Genomic DNA, 21420 nt, shown 5'->3' with positions numbered 1-21420 from the left:
CGCTCACCGTATCTATCTACCTCATATCACTATTTTAACTGGTTTGTGCTCTTCGTCGAGCGCTACAAAAGTAAATATGCCGGTTACGGCCTTTTCTCTACCTTCCTCGTACATCTTTTCCACAAAGATATCGACACGCACCTTCATGCTCGTGTTCCCCACGGTCTCTACCCTGCCTACCAACTCTATAATCGTCCCAGCAGGAATGGGACGCGTAAAATCAATGCGGTCGGAAGATACGGTTACGCAACGGAGCCGCGAAAAACGCGTAGCGGTAATAAATGCAATCTCATCCATCATCGACAACGCAGTTCCGCCGAAAAGTGTATCGTAGTGATTGGTGTTGTTTGGAAAAACGGTTTTGAAAACACGTGTTTCCGAGGCGAGTATCTTTTCTTCTAATGTCAAAACGTTGATTTATAAAAATGATATTTTATCTGTATTGTCAAAAATGGTTCTTAATAGCGAGGCTTACTAACTTGTCATCTCTACATAGCCTGGCTTCACACGGCTGACCTGAAACCTTTTCTTGAGGCGGATAAACGGTTTTTCAACAAAATACCAGGAGAGGGCCGCAACTCCAACAAGCAAGAAGAGGCTCAGGATTATGTTCGACTGCTCGGTCAATCTAACTTCAACATGAAATAAACGGCGAAAAAGCTTAATCATGAGCGGAACAATCAGATATGGTATCAACATATGGTACATGTATATGCCATAACTGATTTTACCGACATACCTTATGAAACGATTTTCAATAAACCTGCCAAAATAGGATTTAAATCCAGTCCCGTAGCTAGCTTTGGCCACAAGGTACAAACAAAAAATTGATGCCCCGGTTCTAAAAAAAAGCGCTTCAAAGAGCGATCTCTGATCAGCGGTACATAAAATGAAGAATACCAGGGCCCCATAGACTGCCCACCAACGAATATTTCTTACAAATTTCTCAGCAGCCTTGTCTTCCGCAAGTATAATTGCCCAGAGAGCTCCCATGCCAAAAGAATCCAGACAAGTGGGCACTAACACCCCGGCGTTATTCTCCAAAAAGAATAGCACACCGCGGGTTAGTAAAGCCAGAAATATCACACCAATAACAACCGTCTTCAAGAACCTATTTGGTACTTTCCAAATGATCAGAGGCCAAAAAATGTAAAATTGCTCTTCTACCGCCAATGTCCAGTAAATGGATAGCACGTCCGCCCAATTACTGAATTTATCGATGAGAAAGTTAGATCCGTAGAACAAATAGTATGCGGGATGTGTATATAATTGAGTTTCAATAGGATCAATGAATGTGTTATACTGCAAAAACCAAATACAAATTAGCACGAGATAATAAATTGGGAAAATCCTTAAAATTCTCCTTGTCATAAATGCTCTGTACAGAGAAAATATGCCTTCCTCCTCAATATCGACTTTATTCTCCAGTAAAATCCTCGTGATTAAAAAGCCACTCAGGACAAAAAACAATGTGACACCTAACGGGCCGTTTGCAATCATGTTAACACCCTGCCGGTCAGGTAGCCAATGAAACACTATAACCAAACCCACAGCGATCGCACGCAAACCATCCAGCTGGGGAAAATATACGTCTCGGAATTGAGCATTATTTGACATACAACAATTATCATTAGTCCACAAAAGTTCGGACTAATAATAATTGTGTTACCGTACAGTATCCCTAAGCGATTAGCATCCGGTAACTATGAGTTATCAAAGCGATTTAAAGGACGTCGATTACTAAAAACGCTGAGAGAAACTCAATGTCAATCGACTCTCTTTCTGCCAAGATGTAGTACCATTCCAGGTTATCACTGATAGTTATTTATTGTCACTAATGGTCATTGGTTGTCATTCATTGTCACTATTAGTCATTGATAGTGATGACCATAAATGACAATCCCCTGACCATTATGCCTACCTAGCCCTCAACAGTAACCGATTCGCGCAGCAAGCTAGCCGCGGAAATCATGTTTCGCAAAGCTGCTTCTGTCTCGGGCCACTTTCTGGTCTTTAATCCGCAGTCCGGATTTACCCATAAGTTTCTCGCTGGAATCACCTTCAATGCCTTTTCAAGGAGGTAAATCATTTCGTCGACCGTTGGTATTCGTGGTGAATGAATGTCGTAGACGCCCGGCCCGATTTCGTTCGGATAGTTGAACTCTGCAAATGCATTCAGCAGCTCCATTTGCGACCGGGAGGTTTCTATCGTAATCACGTCAGCATCCATTGCCGCGATGGAATCGATGATGTCATTAAACTCTGCATAGCACATATGCGTATGGATCTGGGTCTGATCGGCCACCCCGGCTGCGCTGAGGCGGAAAGCATCCACCGCCCAGGTCAGATACGTTTTCCAGGCGTGTTTTCTTAATGGTAACCCCTCGCGAATGGCTGGTTCGTCGATTTGTATTATTTTGATACCAGCCTTTTCCAGATCAACCACCTCGTCGCGGATCGCAAGCCCGATCTGAAAAGCGGTGTCCTTTCTCGGCTGATCGTCGCGGACAAACGACCATTGCAGAATAGTGACCGGTCCGGTCAACATTCCTTTAACCAGTTTTTCAGAATTAGCCTGTGCAAATGAAGACCATTTCACAGTCATAGGAGCAGGCCGCTCCACGTCACCATAAATAATGGGTGGCTTCACACAACGACTGCCATAGCTTTGTACCCACCCATTTTGCGTAAAAACAAAACCCGACAAGCTTTCGCCAAAATACTCCACCATATCATTCCGCTCAAACTCGCCATGCACCAGCACATCTATACCCAATTCTTCCTGCCAACGGAGCGAGCTGATAATTTCTTCCTTAATGCGGTTTTCGTAGACTTCCAATGTCAGCGTCCCTTTTTTCAGGTTGGCCCTCAGCTGCCTGACTTCATCCGTTTGCGGAAAAGAACCAATGGTAGTCGAAGGAAAGAGAGGCAGTTTCAATTTTTCCAGTTGAATGGCTTGTCGCACAGAGAACTGATTTAAACGCTCGAAATCCTCCTCTTTAATGGCCGCAGCACGCTTTTTAACCACTGGCTTATGGATCAGCAGAGAGTTTTTCCGGCTTCCAACAGCTTTCTGGTTTGCTATAAAATCCTCATCCGACGCCCAGTCTGTGCCAGCCAGCTTTGCAATGGTGGTCACTTCCTTCAATTTCTGTTTGGCAAAAGCCATCCAGTTTTTAACGTCTGGCGTCAGTACCTCTTCATTTTTTTCAAGATCCAGATCATACGGACTGTGCAGCAAGGAAGATGATGGTGCAACAAATACCCGATTTTCACCCAAAACTTTAACTGCTTCTGAGACAAAATCCAGCGACTTTTGATAGTCATTTTTCCAAATATTCCGCCCGTCGACGACGCCTAATGAAAGTATTTTAGACGAAGAAACGAATGCCGCATCTTCTAAAAGAGACTTGAAACTCTCAGCCCCTCTTGTCAAATCAATGTGCAGCGCGTCAATAGGTAAGCCGGTTGCGATCGGCAAGTTTTCTTCCAAGGCATCGAAAAACGTGGCTACCAGCACTTTCAGCTTCGGTAATGCTTCCCTGATCTGTGAGTATGCGCTTTGAAACGCTAGTTTTTCCTTTTCCGTAAGGTCCAGTACAAGGCCTGGCTCGTCCAGCTGTACCCATTCTGCTCCGCGGGCTGAAAGCTCTTTTAATACTGAAATATATATAGGTAGCAGATTATCCAGCAGATCAATTCTATCAAACCCTCCCTCTTTTTCTTTTCCCAAAAGAAGGTAGGTAACAGGCCCCACGAACACTGGCTTGGTCACAATGCCTTGGTGCAAGGCATCTTCAAATTCCAGCAAAACTTTATCCGAATACCGGCGAAATTTCTGGTTTTTGACAAATTCTGGAACGAGGTAGTGGTAGTTGGTGTCAAACCATTTGGTCATTTCCATTGCCTTAATGTCCAGCCCGTCGCGTTGAATTCCTCTGGCCATTGCAAAGTACAGGTCCAGCTCACGGTTGGATTTTCCGTCGATCAACTGATGATATCGCTCTGGAATGGCGCCAACCATTAACGAAGTGTCGAGAACGTGGTCATACAGCGAGAAATCGTTTGAAGGGATCAGATCAATGCCTGCCTCTTTTTGAGTTTGCCAGTTCTCACGGCGGATCTGCTGCGCTACTTTTTGAAGTGCCTCCCGGCTGATTTTGCCGGCCCAGAACTGCTCACTGGCTTTTTTGAGTTCGCGGTGGCTTCCCACACGCGGATAACCCAGGTTGTGTGATAACATTGCATTTGTGTTTAAAGAGTTAATAAAAACCCTGTGAAAACACCCTCCCATCCTGATGTAAATTGACTGGATACTGATCAGTACTTCATACCATAGCAGGATTTACATACATTGACAGATACCGAAAGGAACCAGACAATGCTGCTCACGCTGAAACAATATGTGGTAAATCAATGCGTGGCTACTCCCCTTTCGTGAGAGAATAGTCATTGAGAGTAATGGCAAGTCTCCTGGCTTGCATCATTCTGACCGCCCTTCTCGCTGTACCTGTGGTTTACAACAATGGGACACCAGGGTCAAAATTTGTCCATTTTAATGATTGGACTGATACTTACAGTAGCACGACTGCCCGTGATTTGCACACGGTTCCTTTTTGTTTTGCTAGTTTTGGATGAGGGGTCCAAAGCAAAAACCATTACCCCGATTGACGGGCGTTCACAAAGAACGTTTCAAATTTAAAGTGAAAATTTATCGGCTTTTCAACATGTAACCGATTTAAGTGAAGCCGTAAGAAATTAATAATGCTCTGCGATAAATTATCTTTTTTACCCAAAAATGTGCAGTTCAAAAAGTGATTTTTTCAACCCGATTTCTACCATTATCTTCACTTTTGAATCAATGAAGCAGCTTCTTCGTCGAGTATCAATTCTGCATTGAGATGATTCTGTAATGCGGTGGCAGGAAAGTCAGCGGTTACCGGGAACGCCAGCGCACGCTTGATCACTTCTGCCTTCGAGCTGCCTGAGGCCAGCAGAATAGCGGTTTTGGATTCAAGAATGTGTTTGATACCGACCGTTATTCCTCTGGTCAGGATGGTGGGTTTTTCAAAATATTTTTGCCCAACTTCCTTGGTCACGGTTTCCAGTTCTGAAATGTGGGCGTAAGTGTCCCACGGGGTTCCTGGCTCATTGAGGGCAAGGTGTCCATTCATTCCAACTCCCAAAACAATGAGGTCCAAACCGCCCAGACTCGCCACCACCTTGTTGACACGGTCGCATTCGGCCTGCGGATCAATAGCTTTCCCATCGAAAAAAACGATCTGATTGTCCCTTAATCCAATGGGTTTCAAAAAATCCTTGTCGAGCAGGTCCCGGCAGCTTCCGTTGTCATCGGCTCCCATTCCGATCCATTCGTCCAAGCCAATAAAAATACATTTGGAAAAATCGGCCATTCCCTTCTGATTCGCGGCCGCCAGTGTGTGGAACATGCCAAGCGGTGTACTTCCCGAAGGCAGGCAAATGACGGCATTGGGTTTATTGGCCAGTAAGGTCAGTACGCGATCTGCCGCAGCCAGGCTCATCGATTGGTAGTCCGGGTAAATACTGATTTTGGGAGTCATGTTTTGAAGTAATCTTAAACTGTAAAGGCGACAATCTAAACATTCTTTCCAGGTGGGTAAACATTTCTCTTTAAAAAACACCAAAAACTGCAAGCCCAACCCTAACTTTACCACCAAAATAAGCATTGTTCATTTACATTATCCTTATACCTTAAAATGGAATATCGTGTAGAAAAAGACACCATGGGCGAAGTGCAGGTACCTGCCCATGTATACTGGGGCGCTCAAACGCAACGCTCTATCCAGAACTTCCCTATTGCTCAGGATATTAATAAAATGCCAAAGGAAATTATCAAAGCCTTTGCATACTTAAAAAAAGCCGCTGCCATTACCAACTTTGAAGCGGGTATTTTACCAGAAGAAAAAAGCATCCTGATCGGTCAGGTTTGTGACGAGATCCTTACTGAGCAGCTCGATGATCAGTTTCCGCTGGTAGTGTGGCAAACGGGCTCCGGAACACAGTCTAATATGAACTGTAATGAGGTAATCGCCTACCGCGGACACGTTTTGCAAGGCGGTGACCTGGCAGACAAGACCAAATTTCTTCATCCCAATGATGACGTAAACAAGTCGCAGTCGTCCAATGATACTTACCCGACTGCTATGCACATTGCGGCATATAAAATCCTGGTGGATGTAACCATTCCGGGTATCATTAAACTGCGTGATACATTGAAAGCTAAATCTGAGGCTTTCAGAAATGTTGTTAAAATCGGCCGTACGCACTTCATGGATGCGACCCCATTGACATTGGGCCAGGAGTTTTCGGGATATGCCTCCCAGCTCGACCACGGTTTGCGTGCTATTTACAACACACTTGCTCACCTTTCTGAACTTGCTTTGGGGGGAACTGCCGTTGGAACAGGTATTAACACGCCAGAAGGTTATTCAGAAAATGTGGCACAACATATCGCTGCATTGACAGGTCTTCCTTTCATTACTGCTGAAAATAAATTTGAAGCATTGGCTGCACACGACGCCATTGTAGAAGCGCACGGCGCATTGAAAACAGTGGCTGTAAGTCTAATGAAAATCGGTAACGACATCCGTATGCTTTCCTCAGGCCCACGCTCGGGAATCGGTGAAATACACATTCCCGACAATGAGCCCGGAAGCTCTATTATGCCCGGCAAAGTGAACCCCACCCAATGCGAAGCCATGACAATGGTAGCTGCACAGGTTATGGGTAATGATGTGGCGATCGGTATCGGCGGATCAAATGGTCATTTTGAACTAAATGTTTTCAAGCCTTTGATGGCCTATAATTTCCTGCATTCTGCTCGCCTGATCGGTGATGTTTGCGTTTCTTTCAATGACAATTGCGCTGTCGGTATTGAGCCGCTGCATGAAAACATCAAAAAGCATGTGAACAATTCATTGATGCTGGTAACTGCTTTGAACACCAAAATCGGTTATTACAAAGCTGCCGAAATCGCTCAGACTGCTCACAAAAACGGATCAACATTAAAAGAGACTGCAGTAGCCCTCGGCTACCTGACTCCTGATGAATTTGATGCATGGGTCAAACCGGAAGAAATGGTGGGCGATAATAAATAGCCTGTCAAATCATCATTTTTATAGCTATTTTCAGTGCTCCGTTTGTTAACGGGGCACTTTTGATTTTAACCGGTTTGGAAAATGAACATTAAAACTGAGCTGCTTGCCGATCCGAGACATTCCAAATTGATCGCAATGCGGATCGCTGCCTACGCCTGTACTTCGGATGCTGCCTTTAAAGAATTGATACATTGTTTTCTTTCCGATGATTTCCGGCTTGCCCAGCGTGCTGCGTACAGTGTGAGCATTGCTTCGAAACAAAAACCACAAAGCATTCGACCTTATATAGGAGTACTGGTGAGCCAGCTGAAACGCGCCGACATTCACGACGCCGTGATCCGAAACAGTGCCCGGATACTGGAAGAGATCGCAATTCCCGAAGAATTTCATGGCGAGTTAATGGACGCGTGCTTTGCGTTGGTCCAAAACCGGCAGACCGCCATTGCGATCAGGGCTTTTTCATTGACTATCCTTTATAATCTCAGCAAAATTTATCCGGAAATTAAAAACGAATTACGCGTGATCATCGAAGAAGCAATGGACTTCGAAACACCGGCTTTCCGCTCACGTGGAAAGAAAATATTAAAACATATTTAATGCAGCGGGCCGCGTCAAACGTATTGAGGTTCAAGACGTTTAAGTTATATTTACATTCCACAAAAGCGTCTGCCTTGATATTAATAAGAACACACGTTTTGTCAGGATTAGCCAGGAAAAACTTCGTTAAGTAAACCTCAATCTTCCCGCTAATCTAACATGCACTCTTGGTCTACCTCCTACCAGCAGCTACGTCTGTTTTTCGACGGCATGCTATGTATGATGGCTTTTTACGCCTTCTTTTCCTTTCTCCAGCACCGAAAAGCAATTTACTGGCAATACGCATTGTACATATTTTGCATGATGATCACCTTTTACCTGGATGACATTGATTACCAGCGGGCCGACTATAAACCCGGGGCCAATTTCGCGGTTTCATTCATTGAGTCACTGGCTTTTTTACTATATATCCGTTTCGCGATCCTGCTGATCGAAATTCCAAAGCTGGACCCGTTCAGTTATAAGTTACTGAGATGGATGTCGGTCATTTTGTGCGTCCAGCTCGCGATCGATGTTTTGTTCCTGCTGAGCGATGTTCCCGACAACATTAAGACGAGTAACTACATTCTTTTCCGAGCCGTTCTCGCAATCGGTGCTTTAGTAGTGGTGCCCCGTATATTGAAACTCCACCAGGCGGCCATTGCCTATTTTATCGCCGGGTCCTTCTTTTTTGTGATAGGCTGCCTCACTGCATTGTCTGTCAATTACATACCAATTATTTTTACCAAAAATCCTGACAACCCGTTCTCCTACCCGGTAACTTACATGCAGTTTGGCGTGATCCTGGAAGTACTCTGCTTCACATTGGGAATGTCTGTCAAAAACCGCCAGAATGAGAAGGAAATGATACTAGCCCAGGCCCAGCTTATTGAACAGTTGCAGGAAAATGAAAAGAAGCAATCAGCACTCCGTCGTATCCGTGATGATATCTCGCGCGACCTCCATGACGAACTGGGTGCCGATCTGAGTGGCATAAGCGCCATGAGCCATGCCGCATTACGACAGTTTAAAAACCAGGAGGCTGTCACTGCTCATACCATTAAAACGATCGGAGAAACTTCCCGGAAGGTGGTAACCCGCATGCGTGAAATCATATGGAGCCTTAATTCTACACACGATTCGGTGGGCAACTTTTCATTCCGGATCAAAGAAACGGCTTATGCATTGCTCGAACATCAGCCGATTGAGCTGAATATGCAGCTGCCAGCCGAAGAAATAGACCTGTACATTCCGAATGACTGCCGGCGAAATCTTTTCCTGGTTTACAAAGAAATCCTGCATAATGTGGTCAGGCATTCTCAGGCACAGAATGTGAAAATTGATCTGTTTGTAAGTAATGACAACATTAATCTCGTCGTCAAAGATGATGGTGTCGGATTTGCGGGAGAGACTATTAAAAATTCCGGAAATGGCTTGCTAAACCTGCGACAGCGGACCGCCGCGTTTGGCGGCAAACTGAGTATCGATTCCTATCCGGGGCGGGGAACTACTATTAGTGTTTTATGCCCGATCGAGGACAATATAATTTCTGTTTAACAACAATAATATCGATGTCGAAAGTTAAAGCAAGTGCAAAAACAGGTAAAACGTTTTACCTTGCTTCTTTAAACATAAAAATAAATGATCATCTACTGCCATTCAATGCTGGATGAGCCGCTCAGGCAAAAGCTCGTTGACACATTATCGCCTCAGCATATCATTCATTTCCGAACCGAAACTACCAGCGACGAAGAGGCGTTATCGTCTTTTCAGTCCGCAAATTATATTCTCGGCAACCCACCAGTTCAATGGTTTGACAATGTTTCCGACAATCTCAAATTCTGGCAACTGGATTCGGCTGGCTTCGACCAGTTTGCTTCCGTCCCGCTAAAAGATGGTGTGAAAGTAGCCAATATGGGCGATTGGTTTGCCCGGCCCTGTGCCGAATCCATCGTAGGCGGTGTACTTGCACTTTATCGCGGACTGGACACCTTGACTTTGCTCAAACAAAAATCAGAATGGGTTGGAGCCAAGCTCCGTGCCGAATTAAAAATTTTGTATCAGCAAAATGTTATTATTCTCGGCGCAGGGACAATAGGACAGTCGGTCAACGCGATTTTAAAAGGACTGGGCTGCAACACGCATATGATGGCGAGAACTTCTCCCGAAGCAGATTTACATAGCCGTGAAGATTTAATGAATGCATTGCCGCACGCTGACCTGGTGATCAACACATTACCCGGAACTGCTACTTACTTTGTTGACACGGAATTTTTCTCTCAAATGAAAGACCAAAGCGTGTACGCAAGCGTAGGCAGGGGCAGTACGACGGACGAGCATGCATTGATAGCAGTATTGAATTCAGGAAAACTGGACGGCGCCGTGTTGGATGTTACCGAGATCGAACCGCTGCCAGAGGAAAGCCCGTTGTGGAAAATGACCAATGTAATACTTACCCAGCACACCGGCGGCGGGCACAAACATGAACACATGGGCAAAGTAGATTTATTCCTGAACAACATTTTCGCACTGGAAAGCGGTGGAAATGTGGCTAACGAGGTAAATCTGGTGAAAGGCTATTAATCAAATGATCAGTTCAGAAATTTTGACAACAGAAGTGAATATCATTGACAGTATCAGGGAAAAATATTTTCTCAAATTTGGGAATACAGACAAAATAAGGGTTTTCAGGTCGCCAGGCCGTATTAACCTCATCGGTGAACATACGGACTACAACAATGGATTTGTACTTCCTGCCAGTGTAGACAAAGCTGTTTATTTTGTAATCTCACCCCGTGAGGACGACCAGGTAATCCTCTATGCCGCAGATCTCGACGAGTCTTTCGCTTTTTCTCTCGGCGATCTATCCAAGCCTGAAAAGTCCTGGCCACATTACCAAATTGGCATTATCGAACAGGTTCAGAAAATGGGTCTCACTATCGGCGGCTTCCAGGCTGCTTTTGGCGGCGACGTGCCGGTTGGTGCGGGCTTATCCTCATCGGCCGCATTGGAATGCTGTCTTTTGTTTGCATTAAACGAAATGTATGGCCTGAACCTGGACCGTTTTAGCATTGTAAAAATGTCCCAGAAAGCCGAAAACGAATATGTGGGCGTTCAATGTGGCATTATGGACCAGTTCGCTTCTGCTTTTGGAAAAGAAGAAGCCGTAATCCGTTTGGACTGTCGCTCGCTGGATTACGAATATTTCCCGTTCCCCATGGACGAGTACCTGCTCGTACTTTGCGATACCAGCGTAAAACACTCGTTGGCTAGCTCTGCATACAACACCAGACGCTTGGAATGTGAGCAAGGCACGGCTATCCTTCAAAAATATGATGCTAAAATTCTGAGTCTGCGCGATGGTTCGCCAAAGCTCGTTGAAGAGCATAAGGAGGAATTAGGAGATGTCATTTACCGTCGCTGTAAATTTATCACCGAGGAGATCCAGCGCGTTCAGGATGCCTGTGACCTGCTTTTGGAAGGTAATATGGCTGATTTTGGCAAAAAAATGTATGCAACGCACCATGGCTTGCAACACGAATACGAAGTGAGCTGTCCCGAGCTTGATTTTCTGGTTGCCGAAACACAAAACAATTCAGCGGTACTGGGAGCGAGGATGATGGGAGGAGGATTTGGGGGCTGTACTATTAATCTTGTCAAAAAAGATGCTGTACCTGAATTTGAAAAACAAATGAAAAGCGCCTATCTGGAAAAATACCAGATCGACCTGCCTTGTTATAGAGTGAAAATTACAACCGGTACCGAAGAAATCATTACCAACTAATCTATTCCAGCAAACCAGCAACTCTTAACCTTTACTTATGAGAAGACTACCCATTTTACTCACCGCACTGATTGGATTTGGCCTTTTCAGTTGCTCCAAAACAAACAAAGAAGAAAAAATGATCAGTACCATTTCCAAAGAAGCATTCGGCGAACTGCCCGACGGCCAGCAGGCAGACCTTTACACGCTGACGAATGCCAACGGCATGACCGTAAACATCACCAATTACGGCGGTATCATCACTAAATTGACCGCACCCGACAAAAAGGGCGAGTGGGCCGATGTGGTGCTTGGATTTGACTCGCTAGCGCCATACCTGGCGGGACATCCCTTTTTCGGCGCGCTCGTAGGCCGTTATGGGAACCGGATCGCGAAAGGAAAATTTAAACTGGACGGCAAGGAATATACATTGGCTATCAACAATGGCCCCAATGCATTGCACGGCGGGATTAAAGGTTTTGATAAGGTAATTTGGAAGGCAACCGAAATTAATCAGGATTCGGTTGTGGGCCTTCAGCTGGAATATCTGAGCAAGGATATGGAAGAGGGATATCCCGGAAATCTGACTGTAAAAGTGGTTTATACATTGGATAATGACAATGCATTGTCCATCAACTACACTGCTACTACTGATAAAGCAACCGTTGTAAACCTAACCAACCACTCATATTTCAATTTGACAGGACTCAAAAGAGACATTCTGGATCATGAAGTTTCCATTGCGTCGGATAGTATTGTCCCTATTGACACGACATTGATCCCAACCGGCAAGCTACAAGCTGTGGAGGGAACACCATTTGATTTCAGAAAGCCGACCAAAATAAGTTCAGGTATTGATAAAGTGGAGGACGAGCAGATCAAAAATGGCGGTGGCTATGATCACTGCTGGGTACTTAAAAGGACCGAACCAGGCCTGATGTTGTTCGCAACCGTTAAAGACCCTGAAAGCGGCCGCTTTATGGAGGTTTTCACAACTGAGCCTGCTGTTCAGTTTTATACAGGGAACTTCCTGGATGGCAAGTTGAAGGGTAAAAATGCGACTTATTCCAAAAGATTTGCGCTATGCCTGGAAACAGAGCACTACCCGGATTCACCTAATCAGCCTCAATTTCCTACGACCGTTTTGAAACCGGGCGAAACTTATAATACTACTACTAAATACCGGTTTTCGGCCAAGTAGTTAAAAGAGGAAGCATTTAACACGAGGACAATGATAGAGGCACCGATATGGACGGCTCTGTCATTGTCCTTATTTTTTAGAATCTTTTGACTAATTTTGAGTCACACACTATAAAAGTAGCATGCCCAAAATTCTGGAATATTTTGGCATAGTTTTCTATTTCTATTCTAACGATCACTTACCGATTCATGTCCACGTTTCTTACAATGAGTATGAGACAATTTTTGAGATATTTTTCGAGGATGGGACATTAAAGGATCTTAAAATACGACCTGCTGCTGGAATAGAGGCATTGCCTACGCCTCAGCTTAAAGAGGCGAGAAAAGTAATCGAAGCATATGCAGAGGTTATCGTAAATCGCTGGACAGATTTTTTTGTATTGAAAAAGAAGGTGTCAAGTATAAAAATCACTCAGAAATTATGATACTGACAGTCAAGGTACTTGCGGCAAATTATATGTCGGATTATAAAATTTTGATCCAATTCAGCGATGCTACACAGCAGGTAGTTGATTTTGAAAATTTTCTCAAAAAAAATCAACATCCTCAGCACGATAAGTATAAAGAACTGAAAGAATTCAAAAAATTCAGAATAGAGAGAGGTAATGTCGTTTGGGGCAAAGACTGGGATCTTATTTTTCCCGTAGAGCAATTACATGCCGGACAACTACAATTTTAGCCCGGATATTTTATTAAAATTTTAATTACCAATGCTTACAAGAACCGTAAAAATCAGCAATGTTACCAATTTGTCCGATGCACGTTATTGCGCCGGAATGGGTGTGGAAATGCTTGGTTTTTCAATAGATGAAGATTCTCCCAATCATATATCTCCTAAAAAATTCGAAGATATCTGCTCCTGGCTGGCTGGCGTTACCCTGGTAGCAGAGACAGCCCAGACCAATGCAGAGTCAATTTTGAAGACATTGGCCAGTTATCCGGTCCACGCCGTGCAGGTCGAGGAACCCGGACTTCTAAATTATCTGCATAGCGAGTTAAGCCTCCCGCTGATATTGCGCGTTAGCGTTGACCTTTACGAAGCCGACGAAATTGACTCCATTCTGAGCCGCTATGAAGGCGACGTCTCTCATTTTCTTCTGGAAAGCGACAACAATGCTGAACTTTCCGAAACATGGATGCAGGTATTGGAGCGTTTAGGCGCCGAGTACCCGATATTAATTGGCTTTGGCCTGGATAATGAATTCACTGTCAGCGCGCTCACCGAACTTTTACCGAACCTAGGGATCGCTTTGCGTGGCAGCGACGAGATCCGTCCGGGTTACAAGGATTTTGGCAGTATGATGGATATTCTGGAAGCTTTAGAAGAACAATAGCCTCATTTTCCCCCTCAAAATTTAACTCTCCTCAAAAATATCCGTTTAACACGCCGTTTTACCGATAATAATTTTCCGGTTTACAGTATCTTGCATTACCTACTACCTTTGATTACAAATAAACGTTAAGCTAATCATGGAAAAGAAATTGCACCGCATACCTGACCAGGCAGTTTTTGGAGGAGTTGCTTCCGGAATCGCACAGTATTTACAAATTGATGTTGTAATTGTTCGGGTTCTCTTTGTTGTAATGTTATTGCTGCCAATACCTCCGAGCTTCGGATGGACAGGTATTTTATACATTATTCTCTGGGCGGTGCTCCCGACCGGGCCTGCGGGTGAAGTTTATACGACCACGACCAGCTTCGATTCTGACGCTGCAAAACCTTCCGAACCATTCTTCGATAAAAAGAGATCGGATCAGACAGTAATGATCCTTGGTGCGGTACTTGTATTCTTCGGTGCTGTGATGCTGATCGATGATTTTCCGATCTGGTATGAATTCAAGAGATATTTCTGGCCAATCGTGCTGATTGCCATTGGCGCATTCCTGATCCTTCGCCAGCGAGATAAGCAGCAGGAAACTAATTCAACTGTATATCCGACCACGCCTCCACCGTCGGCTCCCACTGAGCCGATAGCGCCCGAGCCTGACCCACAGCCTTACACGCCATTTACACCAGGTTCAACTACCACCACACATTTTCCGGAAGATCCTGAGAATAAGAAGCCGGATAATGATGAAGACGATCAGGTGATCAGGGTGAACTAGCATTGCCAAAGACCTATAAACTCTCTTTGAATCTCTCATTTTAACCAAAACCATAGCCATGAACTTTCGAAATATTTTCTGGGGAGTGATCCTCATTATTACAGGTTCCCTGTTCCTCGTAGAAGAACTAACTGCGTTTGATTTTGGCCGATTCTTCTGGCCCATTATCCTCATCGTAACCGGTGGCTTGCTTTTATTAAAAAATTACCTTCATTCTGATATTTCCAACCGTTCAAACATATAAGACTATGAAAAACTCACGCGGCATAGTTTGGGGTGGATTGCTTATCATTTTTGGAACACTCTGGCTTCTCCGAAGCATGAATATTCTGGATATCGATTGGGACGAAGTGTTGCCCTACTGGCCTGTTTTGCTGATTCTCGCAGGTGCGGTTTTGCTGGCCACTGGTAAGGAACGCGGTTCAGGCGGAGTTGTAGGTCTATTGATCACACTGGCGGTATTTGGGGCAATTATCAACCGTACGGACCGGGCATTTGACCGTCACAACAATTGGAATTTTGACTGGGACGACGACGATGGTGACCACGATTACGGGTATCATGATAATGACCATGATGATGACAATGATGATGACGACGATGACAAGGACGATGACTATCAGAAGGAACATTGGAACAGCAATGGAGAAAAGGCAATCAATGGCTTCTACAAGTACGATATGGAGGATTTTATCCAGAAAGCTAATTTCCATCTGGAAGGCGGAGCGGGTTCCTTCATACTGAATGGCAATACGCCCAGATTGTTTGAGGCCAATACAAAAAGTACAATCGTCGGCTTTTTGTCCAATACTTCCATCAACAAGCTGGATAATTCTGCGACCATTAACCTGAAAATGGAAGAAGGAAATGTCAAAATCAAAAATGGCGAGATTTCCAATCAGGCTAAAATTCAGTTAAACGAAAAACCAGTTTGGAACATTGATCTGGGTATTGGCGCTGGAAAAGGCAATTTCGATTTCAGTAATTACAAAGTTGAAAAGCTGAAAGTAAGTACCGGTGTTGCCGACATGGACATTAAAATGGGTGATAAGCTGCCCACTTCAAATCTGGATATTGAAGCAGGCGTTGCGTCCATCACCATTGAAATTCCAAAATCCGTTGGCTGCGAAATGCATATGGACGGCGCATTGAATGCCAAAAGTATGGATGACCTGGATAAAGTAAGCAACGGTTTGTATCGTTCGCCGGGTTATGAAAGTACTGCGAAAAAGATCATCATTCACTTCGAAGGTGGCCTGACGAGCATCAATATCAAGCGATACTAGCAGCCTGTTTCAAAACCGGCATTCATACAAATGAATATCTTTGCAGCTCATTGCAAGGATATTCATTTTTTTATGCTCAAAAAAGTCAGTTTTTCAGGTTTGCTATTGCTGTTTTGCAGTATTATTTCGTTTGCCCAGGAATTAAAAAAAGAACGGAATAAAAGTACCATTCCCGACATTGAGCAAAGAATAATCGACCAGGGATTGACAGACGTACAAAAGGCAAATTCTGAAATTTTGGTAGAATTGAAATATGCGACCACCGATAATTTCATGGGCAAAAATGTATACGGCGACCTCACCCGCGCGTACCTGCAACCTGAAATGGCGAAAAGACTTTCTAAGGCAGCGACGTTCTTAAAACAATACAAACCAGGTTACCAATTATTGGTCTATGATGCTGCAAGGCCCAATTCCGTGCAGTATAACCTTTGGAATGCATTGGACGACCTGAAAATTCCAGCCAGGAGCAAAACACAGTATGTCGCTGATCCTAAAATTGGCTCCAACCATAACTTTGGGTGTGCCGTGGACTTGACCATTGTGGATGAAAAAGGAAAACCGCTCGATATGGGCACAAAATTTGACTTTTTCGGCCCCCTAGCCTATCCACGTTCCGAGCAGGAGATGTTGAAAAAAGGCAAACTTTCCCAGAAGCAGGTTGAAAACCGGCAGATTCTCCGCAAAGTAATGACCCAGGCCGGGTTCAAAGCCAATACCACCGAGTGGTGGCATTTTGACGGCATGTCGAAGAGCCAGGCCCGGGCCAAATATGGGATGATTAAGTAAGCTCTATTCTGGCCGCACTGTGCTGCCTCCGGAAACTTTCTTTTCAACAACCGGACTACCTTTGTAGCGAACACTACTCGCGCCGCTGGCATCTACATCCAGGAGGCGCGAAACCCAAACGCGCGCATCGCTTGCTCCCGAAACATCGAGATCGGATTCTTCTGCTGCCCAGTCAAATGCATTCAGTTGAGAAGCGCCGGAAAGTTCGCCGTCCATAAATTTACCATCGCCAAATAAGTCCAGACGGGAAGCGCCGGACAAATCTAATTTCAAATTTCTGACGGATCCTTCAAAATCACATTTGCTGGCACCGGATAACTCAAATTCCAGTTCAGGCAAATTTTCAAAACCTTCTATCGACGCACTAACCGCGCCAGAAAAATCCACTCCTGCGATATCTGGCATAGTAATATCGATATCCATTGCCTTTCTGTGGCTTTTCCAGGAGTTATTGTAGCGGGCCACCAACTTTCCATCCTGAACAAAAACTTCAAGATCATCCAGGTCATTCAACTCACCGGTCGCAGAAACGGCAAATGCAGCTCCTTCCACAACATTGACCCGAAAAGCACTGCCCATTTCGAGCTCATCAAAATTTTTGAAATCATAAGTACGGGTACTCTCACCCCGCGGCGGTATATCGTCGTCAGAGTTAACATAAACGCAAGATTCTGAAATTGTTAGTAATGACAACCCTGCAAAAACTGAGAAAATAAAATGTTTCATGGCTAATAAATGTAATTGAAATGAATGCTATCACAGGGTTTTCAATGCTCACGCCCCTGTTTCGAATAGACAATCCAATGCATTTGCCCCCCTATCGAAAAAAAATAATTTTTATTCATAGGGGGAAGCGATCGGTTAATTGTCATGTTCAAAAGGAAATTTCAAACGTGGCAGCGACCGCTCTTCTATATCCGGATGTACTAATCGAAAGAGATTATCTATTTTTGACCGAAAATCAAAAAACGAAATCGGTGTACTCTTCCGACCCAGAAATAGTTGGCGCGATACGGCGAGGCGACGAACAGGCCTTCGAGCAAACGTTCCGCAGCTTTTATCCGCGCCTTTGTAATTATGCCTGTACTTTGCTCAAAGATGAGGAAGAGTCGGAAGAGGTTGTTCAAACTGTGTTTTTGACGATCTGGGAGAAAAGGGAAGATCTGGAAATCACACTTTCGTTGAAGTCTTATCTCTACCGCGCCGTACACAATCACTGCCTCAACCGTTTCAAACATGCGTCGGTCAGGGAAGTACATCGCGAGCATACCTTGAATTTTTCAGCGCAGTCTTACGAATCAGTCACAGAAGTAATTCACGCCAACGAGCTTGAAGATCGCATTGAAAAAGCGGTTAGTACCTTGCCCGAACAATGTCAGAAAGCATTCAGATTAAGTCGTTTTGAGGAATTGAAATATCAGGAAATAGCGGATCAGTTGGGGATTTCCATCAAAACCGTCGAAAATCAGATTGGTAAGGCTTTAAAAATCTTACGCGTTGAGCTGGCGGATTATCTGCCTACCGTGCTTTGGCCGGTTTATTTTATTGTCGAACAGTTAATCAGATCGTAACCATGAACTCATCTCATGAAAACATATCGGAGGAGCTGTTAGCACGTTATCTGGCAGACACCGCTTCGGAAGGAGAAAAAAATCAAGTAGAGATATGGTTGGCGCAATCCGACCTTAACAGGCAGGAATTTGCAAACTACCGTCTGATCTGGGACCACGCAGGCTCGGTTCAGAAGAAATTCACTGTCGACACGGACCTGGCGTGGAATAAGATAAAAATGAAGATGGATAAAAAGCCAGCGATCATTTCTTCAGATGACACTCTATCAAAAGTCCGGGAGGTAGATTTTACACAAACAACCATTCAAAAAAAGTTACCAATTCGCATTTGGGCAGTTGCAGCCGTGACCTTGCTCATTCTGTCATTCGGTTGGTTCCATTTCCGTTCACTACCTTCTGCTGAACAACGGGTTGCCACTACCAATAACACCACCGAAAAAGTTCTGCCGGACGGTACCAAGGTATTTTTGAACTATAACTCTTCTATAACATTCCCTGAAAATTTCGACGGTGATTTCAGAACGGTATCATTGCAGGGAGAAGCATTTTTTGATGTGAAACCCGATGCCGCCCATCCATTCATTATCAATGCCAACGGCACGGAAATCCGGGTTTTGGGAACATCATTTAATGTAAAAGCCTACAAAGAAGCCCCGGTTCGTGTGGATGTAAGCACAGGAAAAGTGCGTGTGAGCAAAGCCTCGCATAAAATTGACCTGATCAAAGGTGAAAGCGCTGAGGTGCTGGCCGACACGATCAGAAGTTTGCAGGCCAACATGAACATCATGGGGTACAAGACCCAGATCTTCGATTTCAATGCGGCCAATCTCAATGATGTCGTCTCCTCCATTCGCGAAGGATATCACGTGGATGTGCGGCTTTCCAATCAGCAGATCGCACAATGCAGGCTTACAATCCGGTTTGAGAAAGAACCGCTGGACGCTACACTGGCTGTAATCGCAGAAACACTTGATCTGGATTTGAGAAAAGAAGGAAAAGTATACTGGCTGGATGGAAATGGCTGTCAGTAAATTTCCATATCATCCTTTTGGTTTGAGAATCAACATTTTCGGAATCATTCTTTTAATGATTTTGTCAATCGCAAGTAATGTATCTGCGCAGGATCTGCTGGAAAAACGTATCTCGATCCGGGTTACGAACCAGCCGCTTGACGAAACCTTGCAAAAAATAGGCGACCTGGGCGATTTCAGTTTTTCTTACAGTCCCGACATGATCGATATCAAATCGAAAGTTTCGATACAGGCGATAAACCAGAGTGTGAGGGAAATATTAATTGAAATCTTTAAGGACAAGGTTACTTTCAAAGAGAGACGCAAATACATTATCCTGCAAAAAAATACAGATTACGACAAACCGGAAAAACCTGAGAATTTTAACCTCAACGGCTACATTATTGATAACAAAACTGGCCGCAAGCTTGCCAATGCGAGTATTTATGAATCTGTCACATTGGCTTCCGCCGTCAGCAACCGCTACGGTTATTACAAGATCCGCCTTCCTACTGCCCCTGCGGCCATTCGGCTGGAAATAAGAAAGGAAGACTATATCGGCAAGACCATCGCAATCCCAAACCGGCAGGATACTTATTTGCAGATAACCCTTACCCCAGACACATTAAAGCCGATATCAGGAAAACTGGTTGCACAAACCAAATCAAAGGTTGATTCCCTGCATCATAAAGTCGAAATTCCACAATTTTCCGCGGCATCGGCTCCCGCACCTTTCGCAGACACGATACGCCCGGAAGTAGCCATGAATCGTGGTCCCGACAGGACTACGGTTGAGTACGATAAATTCAAAAATACATACCGCAAAGTTCAAAACAGATTTGTCAGCGCCTTTGCTTCAGCCAGCCAGGCCATTCACACGAGAAACATTGAAGATACTTTACATCGACCATTTCAAGCATCCATTTTACCATTTTTAGGGACTAATCATCAGCTCAGTGGGAACATTGTAAACGATTATTCGATCAACCTGATCGCCGGATATTCGCTCGGCGTAAACAAGTTAGAAGTAGGCAGTATTTTTAATGTGGTGAGGGGAAACGTCAGGGGTTTCCAACTGGCCGGTGTCGGCAACATTGTCGGAAAGGACGTTGTCGGTTTTCAATATGCCAATTTTCTTAACCTGACCCTTGGCAATTTTACAGGTTTTCAAGGTACCAACTTCATCAACTATACCGGCAAAAATTTTAGAGGGTTTCAGGTTGCCGGTGTGGGGAATGTGGTGGTTGGCGTATTGGACGGGTACCAGTTCTCGGCGGGTTATAACTATGCCCATACTGTCCGTAAAGGTCATCAGATCGGTTTTGTAAATTATTCGGATTCGTCAGCTCACGTTCCGTTTGGTTTGTTCAGCTTCGTACAGACCAATGGTTACCGTCGCTATGAATTTTCGTCAGATGAACTCAACTACTTTAATACTGCATTTAAAACCGGTGTAAGCAGATTTTACAATATTTTCAGTTTGGGATTCAATGGTTTCTTATCGAACAAACCATTGCTTTCGCTCGGTTACGGGTTTGGTACTGCCCAGAAATTAGGCAGGGGCTGGATGGTCAATGCAGACGCTACTCTTAGTGTCGTCGTTCTCAAAAACCAGAAAATCGAAGACATTAACATTGGAATGCTTAAAATAGCGCTTGGGATTGAGAAGAAAATAGGGAATCAATTCGCACTTTTCGCAGGCCCAACATTAAATTTGCTGGGTGGCGAGGATAGTGGATTCTTTAAGAGCTCCGAAACTAAGGGCATTAGACCTATATGGATAGGCGAAAAACCAACCGCTTCAACAAAAGAATACACCTGGCTGGGTTTTCAGGCTGGGATCAGGTTTTGTAATTTGACTCGATAGTATTTTATGACTCCGACTCTTCTCGATCAATCCCTATCCTCAACTTCAACTGTCAGTGTTGCCATAATGCACGACTATTTAGTTAGTCCGTAAATTTACAAAATTGAATATCA

General features: G+C 44.4%; 21 protein-coding genes and 1 riboswitch. Of the genes, 16 read left to right on the top strand and 5 right to left on the bottom strand.

What is annotated here, in order from left to right; translation table 11 throughout:
• Window positions 1-21: 21 nt before the first annotated feature.
• The 4 genes from ON006_RS31375 to ON006_RS31360 all read right to left on the bottom strand — a co-directional run bounded on the left by ON006_RS31375 (window position 22) and on the right by ON006_RS31360 (window position 5582).
• Window positions 22-408, bottom strand: coding sequence for an acyl-CoA thioesterase (locus ON006_RS31375; protein ID WP_244821921.1), 387 nt, complete (start codon window positions 406-408; stop codon window positions 22-24).
• A gap of 66 nt (window positions 409-474) precedes the next feature.
• The gene (locus ON006_RS31370) at window positions 475-1617 is read right to left on the bottom strand and encodes an acyltransferase family protein (RefSeq protein ID WP_244821922.1); all 1143 of its coding nucleotides are present in this window, start codon (window positions 1615-1617) and stop codon (window positions 475-477) included.
• 304 nt (window positions 1618-1921) lie between these two features.
• The gene (gene metE, locus ON006_RS31365) at window positions 1922-4243 is read right to left on the bottom strand and encodes a 5-methyltetrahydropteroyltriglutamate--homocysteine S-methyltransferase (protein WP_244821923.1); all 2322 of its coding nucleotides are present in this window, start codon (window positions 4241-4243) and stop codon (window positions 1922-1924) included.
• Between the two features lie 203 nt (window positions 4244-4446).
• Window positions 4447-4675, bottom strand: a riboswitch (cobalamin riboswitch).
• Between the two features lie 172 nt (window positions 4676-4847).
• Window positions 4848-5582 carry a 6-phosphogluconolactonase gene (locus ON006_RS31360; protein WP_244821924.1) on the bottom strand — a complete coding sequence of 245 codons (735 nt, stop codon included), beginning with the start codon at window positions 5580-5582 and terminating at the stop codon, window positions 4848-4850.
• Window positions 5583-5738: 156 nt separating this feature from the next.
• Here ON006_RS31360 and fumC point away from each other — a divergent pair, with 156 nt between their 5' ends.
• The 13 genes from fumC to ON006_RS31295 all read left to right on the top strand — a co-directional run bounded on the left by fumC (window position 5739) and on the right by ON006_RS31295 (window position 16859).
• The gene (fumC, locus tag ON006_RS31355) at window positions 5739-7139 is read left to right on the top strand and encodes a class II fumarate hydratase (protein WP_244821925.1); all 1401 of its coding nucleotides are present in this window, start codon (window positions 5739-5741) and stop codon (window positions 7137-7139) included.
• Window positions 7140-7220: 81 nt separating this feature from the next.
• Window positions 7221-7736 (top strand): HEAT-like fold family protein, encoded by a 516-nt coding sequence (locus ON006_RS31350; protein ID WP_244821926.1) that lies wholly within the window; start codon window positions 7221-7223, stop codon window positions 7734-7736.
• A 159-nt stretch (window positions 7737-7895) separates the two neighbouring features.
• Window positions 7896-9272 carry a sensor histidine kinase gene (locus ON006_RS31345; RefSeq protein ID WP_244821927.1) on the top strand — a complete coding sequence of 459 codons (1377 nt, stop codon included), beginning with the start codon at window positions 7896-7898 and terminating at the stop codon, window positions 9270-9272.
• Between the two features lie 84 nt (window positions 9273-9356).
• The gene (locus ON006_RS31340; RefSeq protein ID WP_244821928.1) at window positions 9357-10298 is read left to right on the top strand and encodes a D-2-hydroxyacid dehydrogenase; all 942 of its coding nucleotides are present in this window, start codon (window positions 9357-9359) and stop codon (window positions 10296-10298) included.
• A gap of 4 nt (window positions 10299-10302) precedes the next feature.
• The gene (galK, locus tag ON006_RS31335; protein ID WP_244821929.1) at window positions 10303-11499 is read left to right on the top strand and encodes a galactokinase; all 1197 of its coding nucleotides are present in this window, start codon (window positions 10303-10305) and stop codon (window positions 11497-11499) included.
• Between the two features lie 37 nt (window positions 11500-11536).
• A complete protein-coding gene (locus ON006_RS31330; protein WP_244821930.1) occupies window positions 11537-12679 on the top strand; it encodes an aldose epimerase family protein in 1143 nt (380 codons plus the stop codon).
• Between the two features lie 121 nt (window positions 12680-12800).
• On the top strand, window positions 12801-13103 hold the full coding sequence (locus ON006_RS31325; protein WP_244821931.1) for a DUF4160 domain-containing protein: 303 nt from the start codon (window positions 12801-12803) through the stop codon (window positions 13101-13103).
• Window positions 13100-13357, top strand: coding sequence for a DUF2442 domain-containing protein (locus ON006_RS31320; protein ID WP_244821932.1), 258 nt, complete (start codon window positions 13100-13102; stop codon window positions 13355-13357). Before ON006_RS31325 ends, ON006_RS31320 begins: the two co-directional genes overlap by 4 nt.
• 31 nt (window positions 13358-13388) lie before the next feature.
• Window positions 13389-14012: a beta/alpha barrel domain-containing protein gene (locus ON006_RS31315; RefSeq protein WP_244821933.1), complete on the top strand. Its 624-nt coding sequence runs from the start codon at window positions 13389-13391 to the stop codon at window positions 14010-14012.
• A 136-nt stretch (window positions 14013-14148) separates the two neighbouring features.
• Complete coding sequence (locus ON006_RS31310; RefSeq protein WP_244821934.1) at window positions 14149-14784, top strand: PspC domain-containing protein; 636 nt, start codon at window positions 14149-14151, stop codon at window positions 14782-14784.
• Window positions 14785-14842: 58 nt separating this feature from the next.
• A complete protein-coding gene (locus tag ON006_RS31305) occupies window positions 14843-15028 on the top strand; it encodes a LiaI-LiaF-like domain-containing protein (RefSeq protein ID WP_244821935.1) in 186 nt (61 codons plus the stop codon).
• Between the two features lie 4 nt (window positions 15029-15032).
• Window positions 15033-16070: a toast rack family protein gene (locus tag ON006_RS31300; RefSeq protein ID WP_244821936.1), complete on the top strand. Its 1038-nt coding sequence runs from the start codon at window positions 15033-15035 to the stop codon at window positions 16068-16070.
• A 30-nt stretch (window positions 16071-16100) separates the two neighbouring features.
• A complete protein-coding gene (locus tag ON006_RS31295) occupies window positions 16101-16859 on the top strand; it encodes a M15 family metallopeptidase (protein ID WP_244821937.1) in 759 nt (252 codons plus the stop codon).
• Window positions 16860-16862: 3 nt separating this feature from the next.
• On the opposite strand, the gene ON006_RS31290 is transcribed toward ON006_RS31295, so the two are convergent.
• Entirely contained in the window at window positions 16863-17585 is a 723-nt protein-coding gene (locus tag ON006_RS31290) for a head GIN domain-containing protein (RefSeq protein ID WP_244821938.1), read from the bottom strand.
• A gap of 224 nt (window positions 17586-17809) precedes the next feature.
• Here ON006_RS31290 and ON006_RS31285 point away from each other — a divergent pair, with 224 nt between their 5' ends.
• The 3 genes from ON006_RS31285 to ON006_RS31275 are packed head-to-tail and all read left to right on the top strand — an operon-like array spanning window position 17810 to window position 21307.
• On the top strand, window positions 17810-18430 hold the full coding sequence (locus tag ON006_RS31285) for an RNA polymerase sigma-70 factor (RefSeq protein WP_244822267.1): 621 nt from the start codon (window positions 17810-17812) through the stop codon (window positions 18428-18430).
• A 2-nt stretch (window positions 18431-18432) separates the two neighbouring features.
• Window positions 18433-19461: a FecR family protein gene (locus ON006_RS31280; RefSeq protein ID WP_244821939.1), complete on the top strand. Its 1029-nt coding sequence runs from the start codon at window positions 18433-18435 to the stop codon at window positions 19459-19461.
• A gap of 55 nt (window positions 19462-19516) precedes the next feature.
• Window positions 19517-21307, top strand: coding sequence for a peptidase associated/transthyretin-like domain-containing protein (locus tag ON006_RS31275; protein ID WP_244821940.1), 1791 nt, complete (start codon window positions 19517-19519; stop codon window positions 21305-21307).
• Window positions 21308-21420: the final 113 nt, after the last annotated feature.

This window comes from Dyadobacter pollutisoli, assembly GCF_026625565.1.
GTDB lineage: Bacteria > Bacteroidota > Bacteroidia > Cytophagales > Spirosomataceae > Dyadobacter > Dyadobacter pollutisoli.
Note: the sequence above shows the minus strand (reverse complement) of the source record. Positions and strands in the feature narration are given on the sequence as shown.

Excerpts from the sequence above, each read along its gene's own strand:
- ON006_RS31370 (WP_244821922.1), bottom strand. The coding sequence starts at position 1,617 with ATGTCAAATAATGCTCAATTCCGAGACGTATATTTTCCCCAGCTGGAT.
- metE (WP_244821923.1), bottom strand. The coding sequence starts at position 4,243 with ATGTTATCACACAACCTGGGTTATCCGCGTGTGGGAAGCCACCGCGAA.
- ON006_RS31360 (WP_244821924.1), bottom strand. The coding sequence starts at position 5,582 with ATGACTCCCAAAATCAGTATTTACCCGGACTACCAATCGATGAGCCTG.
- fumC (WP_244821925.1), top strand. The coding sequence starts at position 5,739 with ATGGAATATCGTGTAGAAAAAGACACCATGGGCGAAGTGCAGGTACCT.
- ON006_RS31350 (WP_244821926.1), top strand. The coding sequence starts at position 7,221 with ATGAACATTAAAACTGAGCTGCTTGCCGATCCGAGACATTCCAAATTG.
- ON006_RS31345 (WP_244821927.1), top strand. The coding sequence starts at position 7,896 with ATGCACTCTTGGTCTACCTCCTACCAGCAGCTACGTCTGTTTTTCGAC.
- ON006_RS31340 (WP_244821928.1), top strand. The coding sequence starts at position 9,357 with ATGATCATCTACTGCCATTCAATGCTGGATGAGCCGCTCAGGCAAAAG.
- galK (WP_244821929.1), top strand. The coding sequence starts at position 10,303 with ATGATCAGTTCAGAAATTTTGACAACAGAAGTGAATATCATTGACAGT.
- ON006_RS31330 (WP_244821930.1), top strand. The coding sequence starts at position 11,537 with ATGAGAAGACTACCCATTTTACTCACCGCACTGATTGGATTTGGCCTT.
- ON006_RS31325 (WP_244821931.1), top strand. The coding sequence starts at position 12,801 with ATGCCCAAAATTCTGGAATATTTTGGCATAGTTTTCTATTTCTATTCT.
- ON006_RS31320 (WP_244821932.1), top strand. The coding sequence starts at position 13,100 with ATGATACTGACAGTCAAGGTACTTGCGGCAAATTATATGTCGGATTAT.
- ON006_RS31315 (WP_244821933.1), top strand. The coding sequence starts at position 13,389 with ATGCTTACAAGAACCGTAAAAATCAGCAATGTTACCAATTTGTCCGAT.
- ON006_RS31310 (WP_244821934.1), top strand. The coding sequence starts at position 14,149 with ATGGAAAAGAAATTGCACCGCATACCTGACCAGGCAGTTTTTGGAGGA.
- ON006_RS31305 (WP_244821935.1), top strand. The coding sequence starts at position 14,843 with ATGAACTTTCGAAATATTTTCTGGGGAGTGATCCTCATTATTACAGGT.
- ON006_RS31300 (WP_244821936.1), top strand. The coding sequence starts at position 15,033 with ATGAAAAACTCACGCGGCATAGTTTGGGGTGGATTGCTTATCATTTTT.
- ON006_RS31295 (WP_244821937.1), top strand. The coding sequence starts at position 16,101 with ATGAATATCTTTGCAGCTCATTGCAAGGATATTCATTTTTTTATGCTC.
- ON006_RS31290 (WP_244821938.1), bottom strand. The coding sequence starts at position 17,585 with ATGAAACATTTTATTTTCTCAGTTTTTGCAGGGTTGTCATTACTAACA.
- ON006_RS31280 (WP_244821939.1), top strand. The coding sequence starts at position 18,433 with ATGAACTCATCTCATGAAAACATATCGGAGGAGCTGTTAGCACGTTAT.
- ON006_RS31275 (WP_244821940.1), top strand. The coding sequence starts at position 19,517 with ATGATTTTGTCAATCGCAAGTAATGTATCTGCGCAGGATCTGCTGGAA.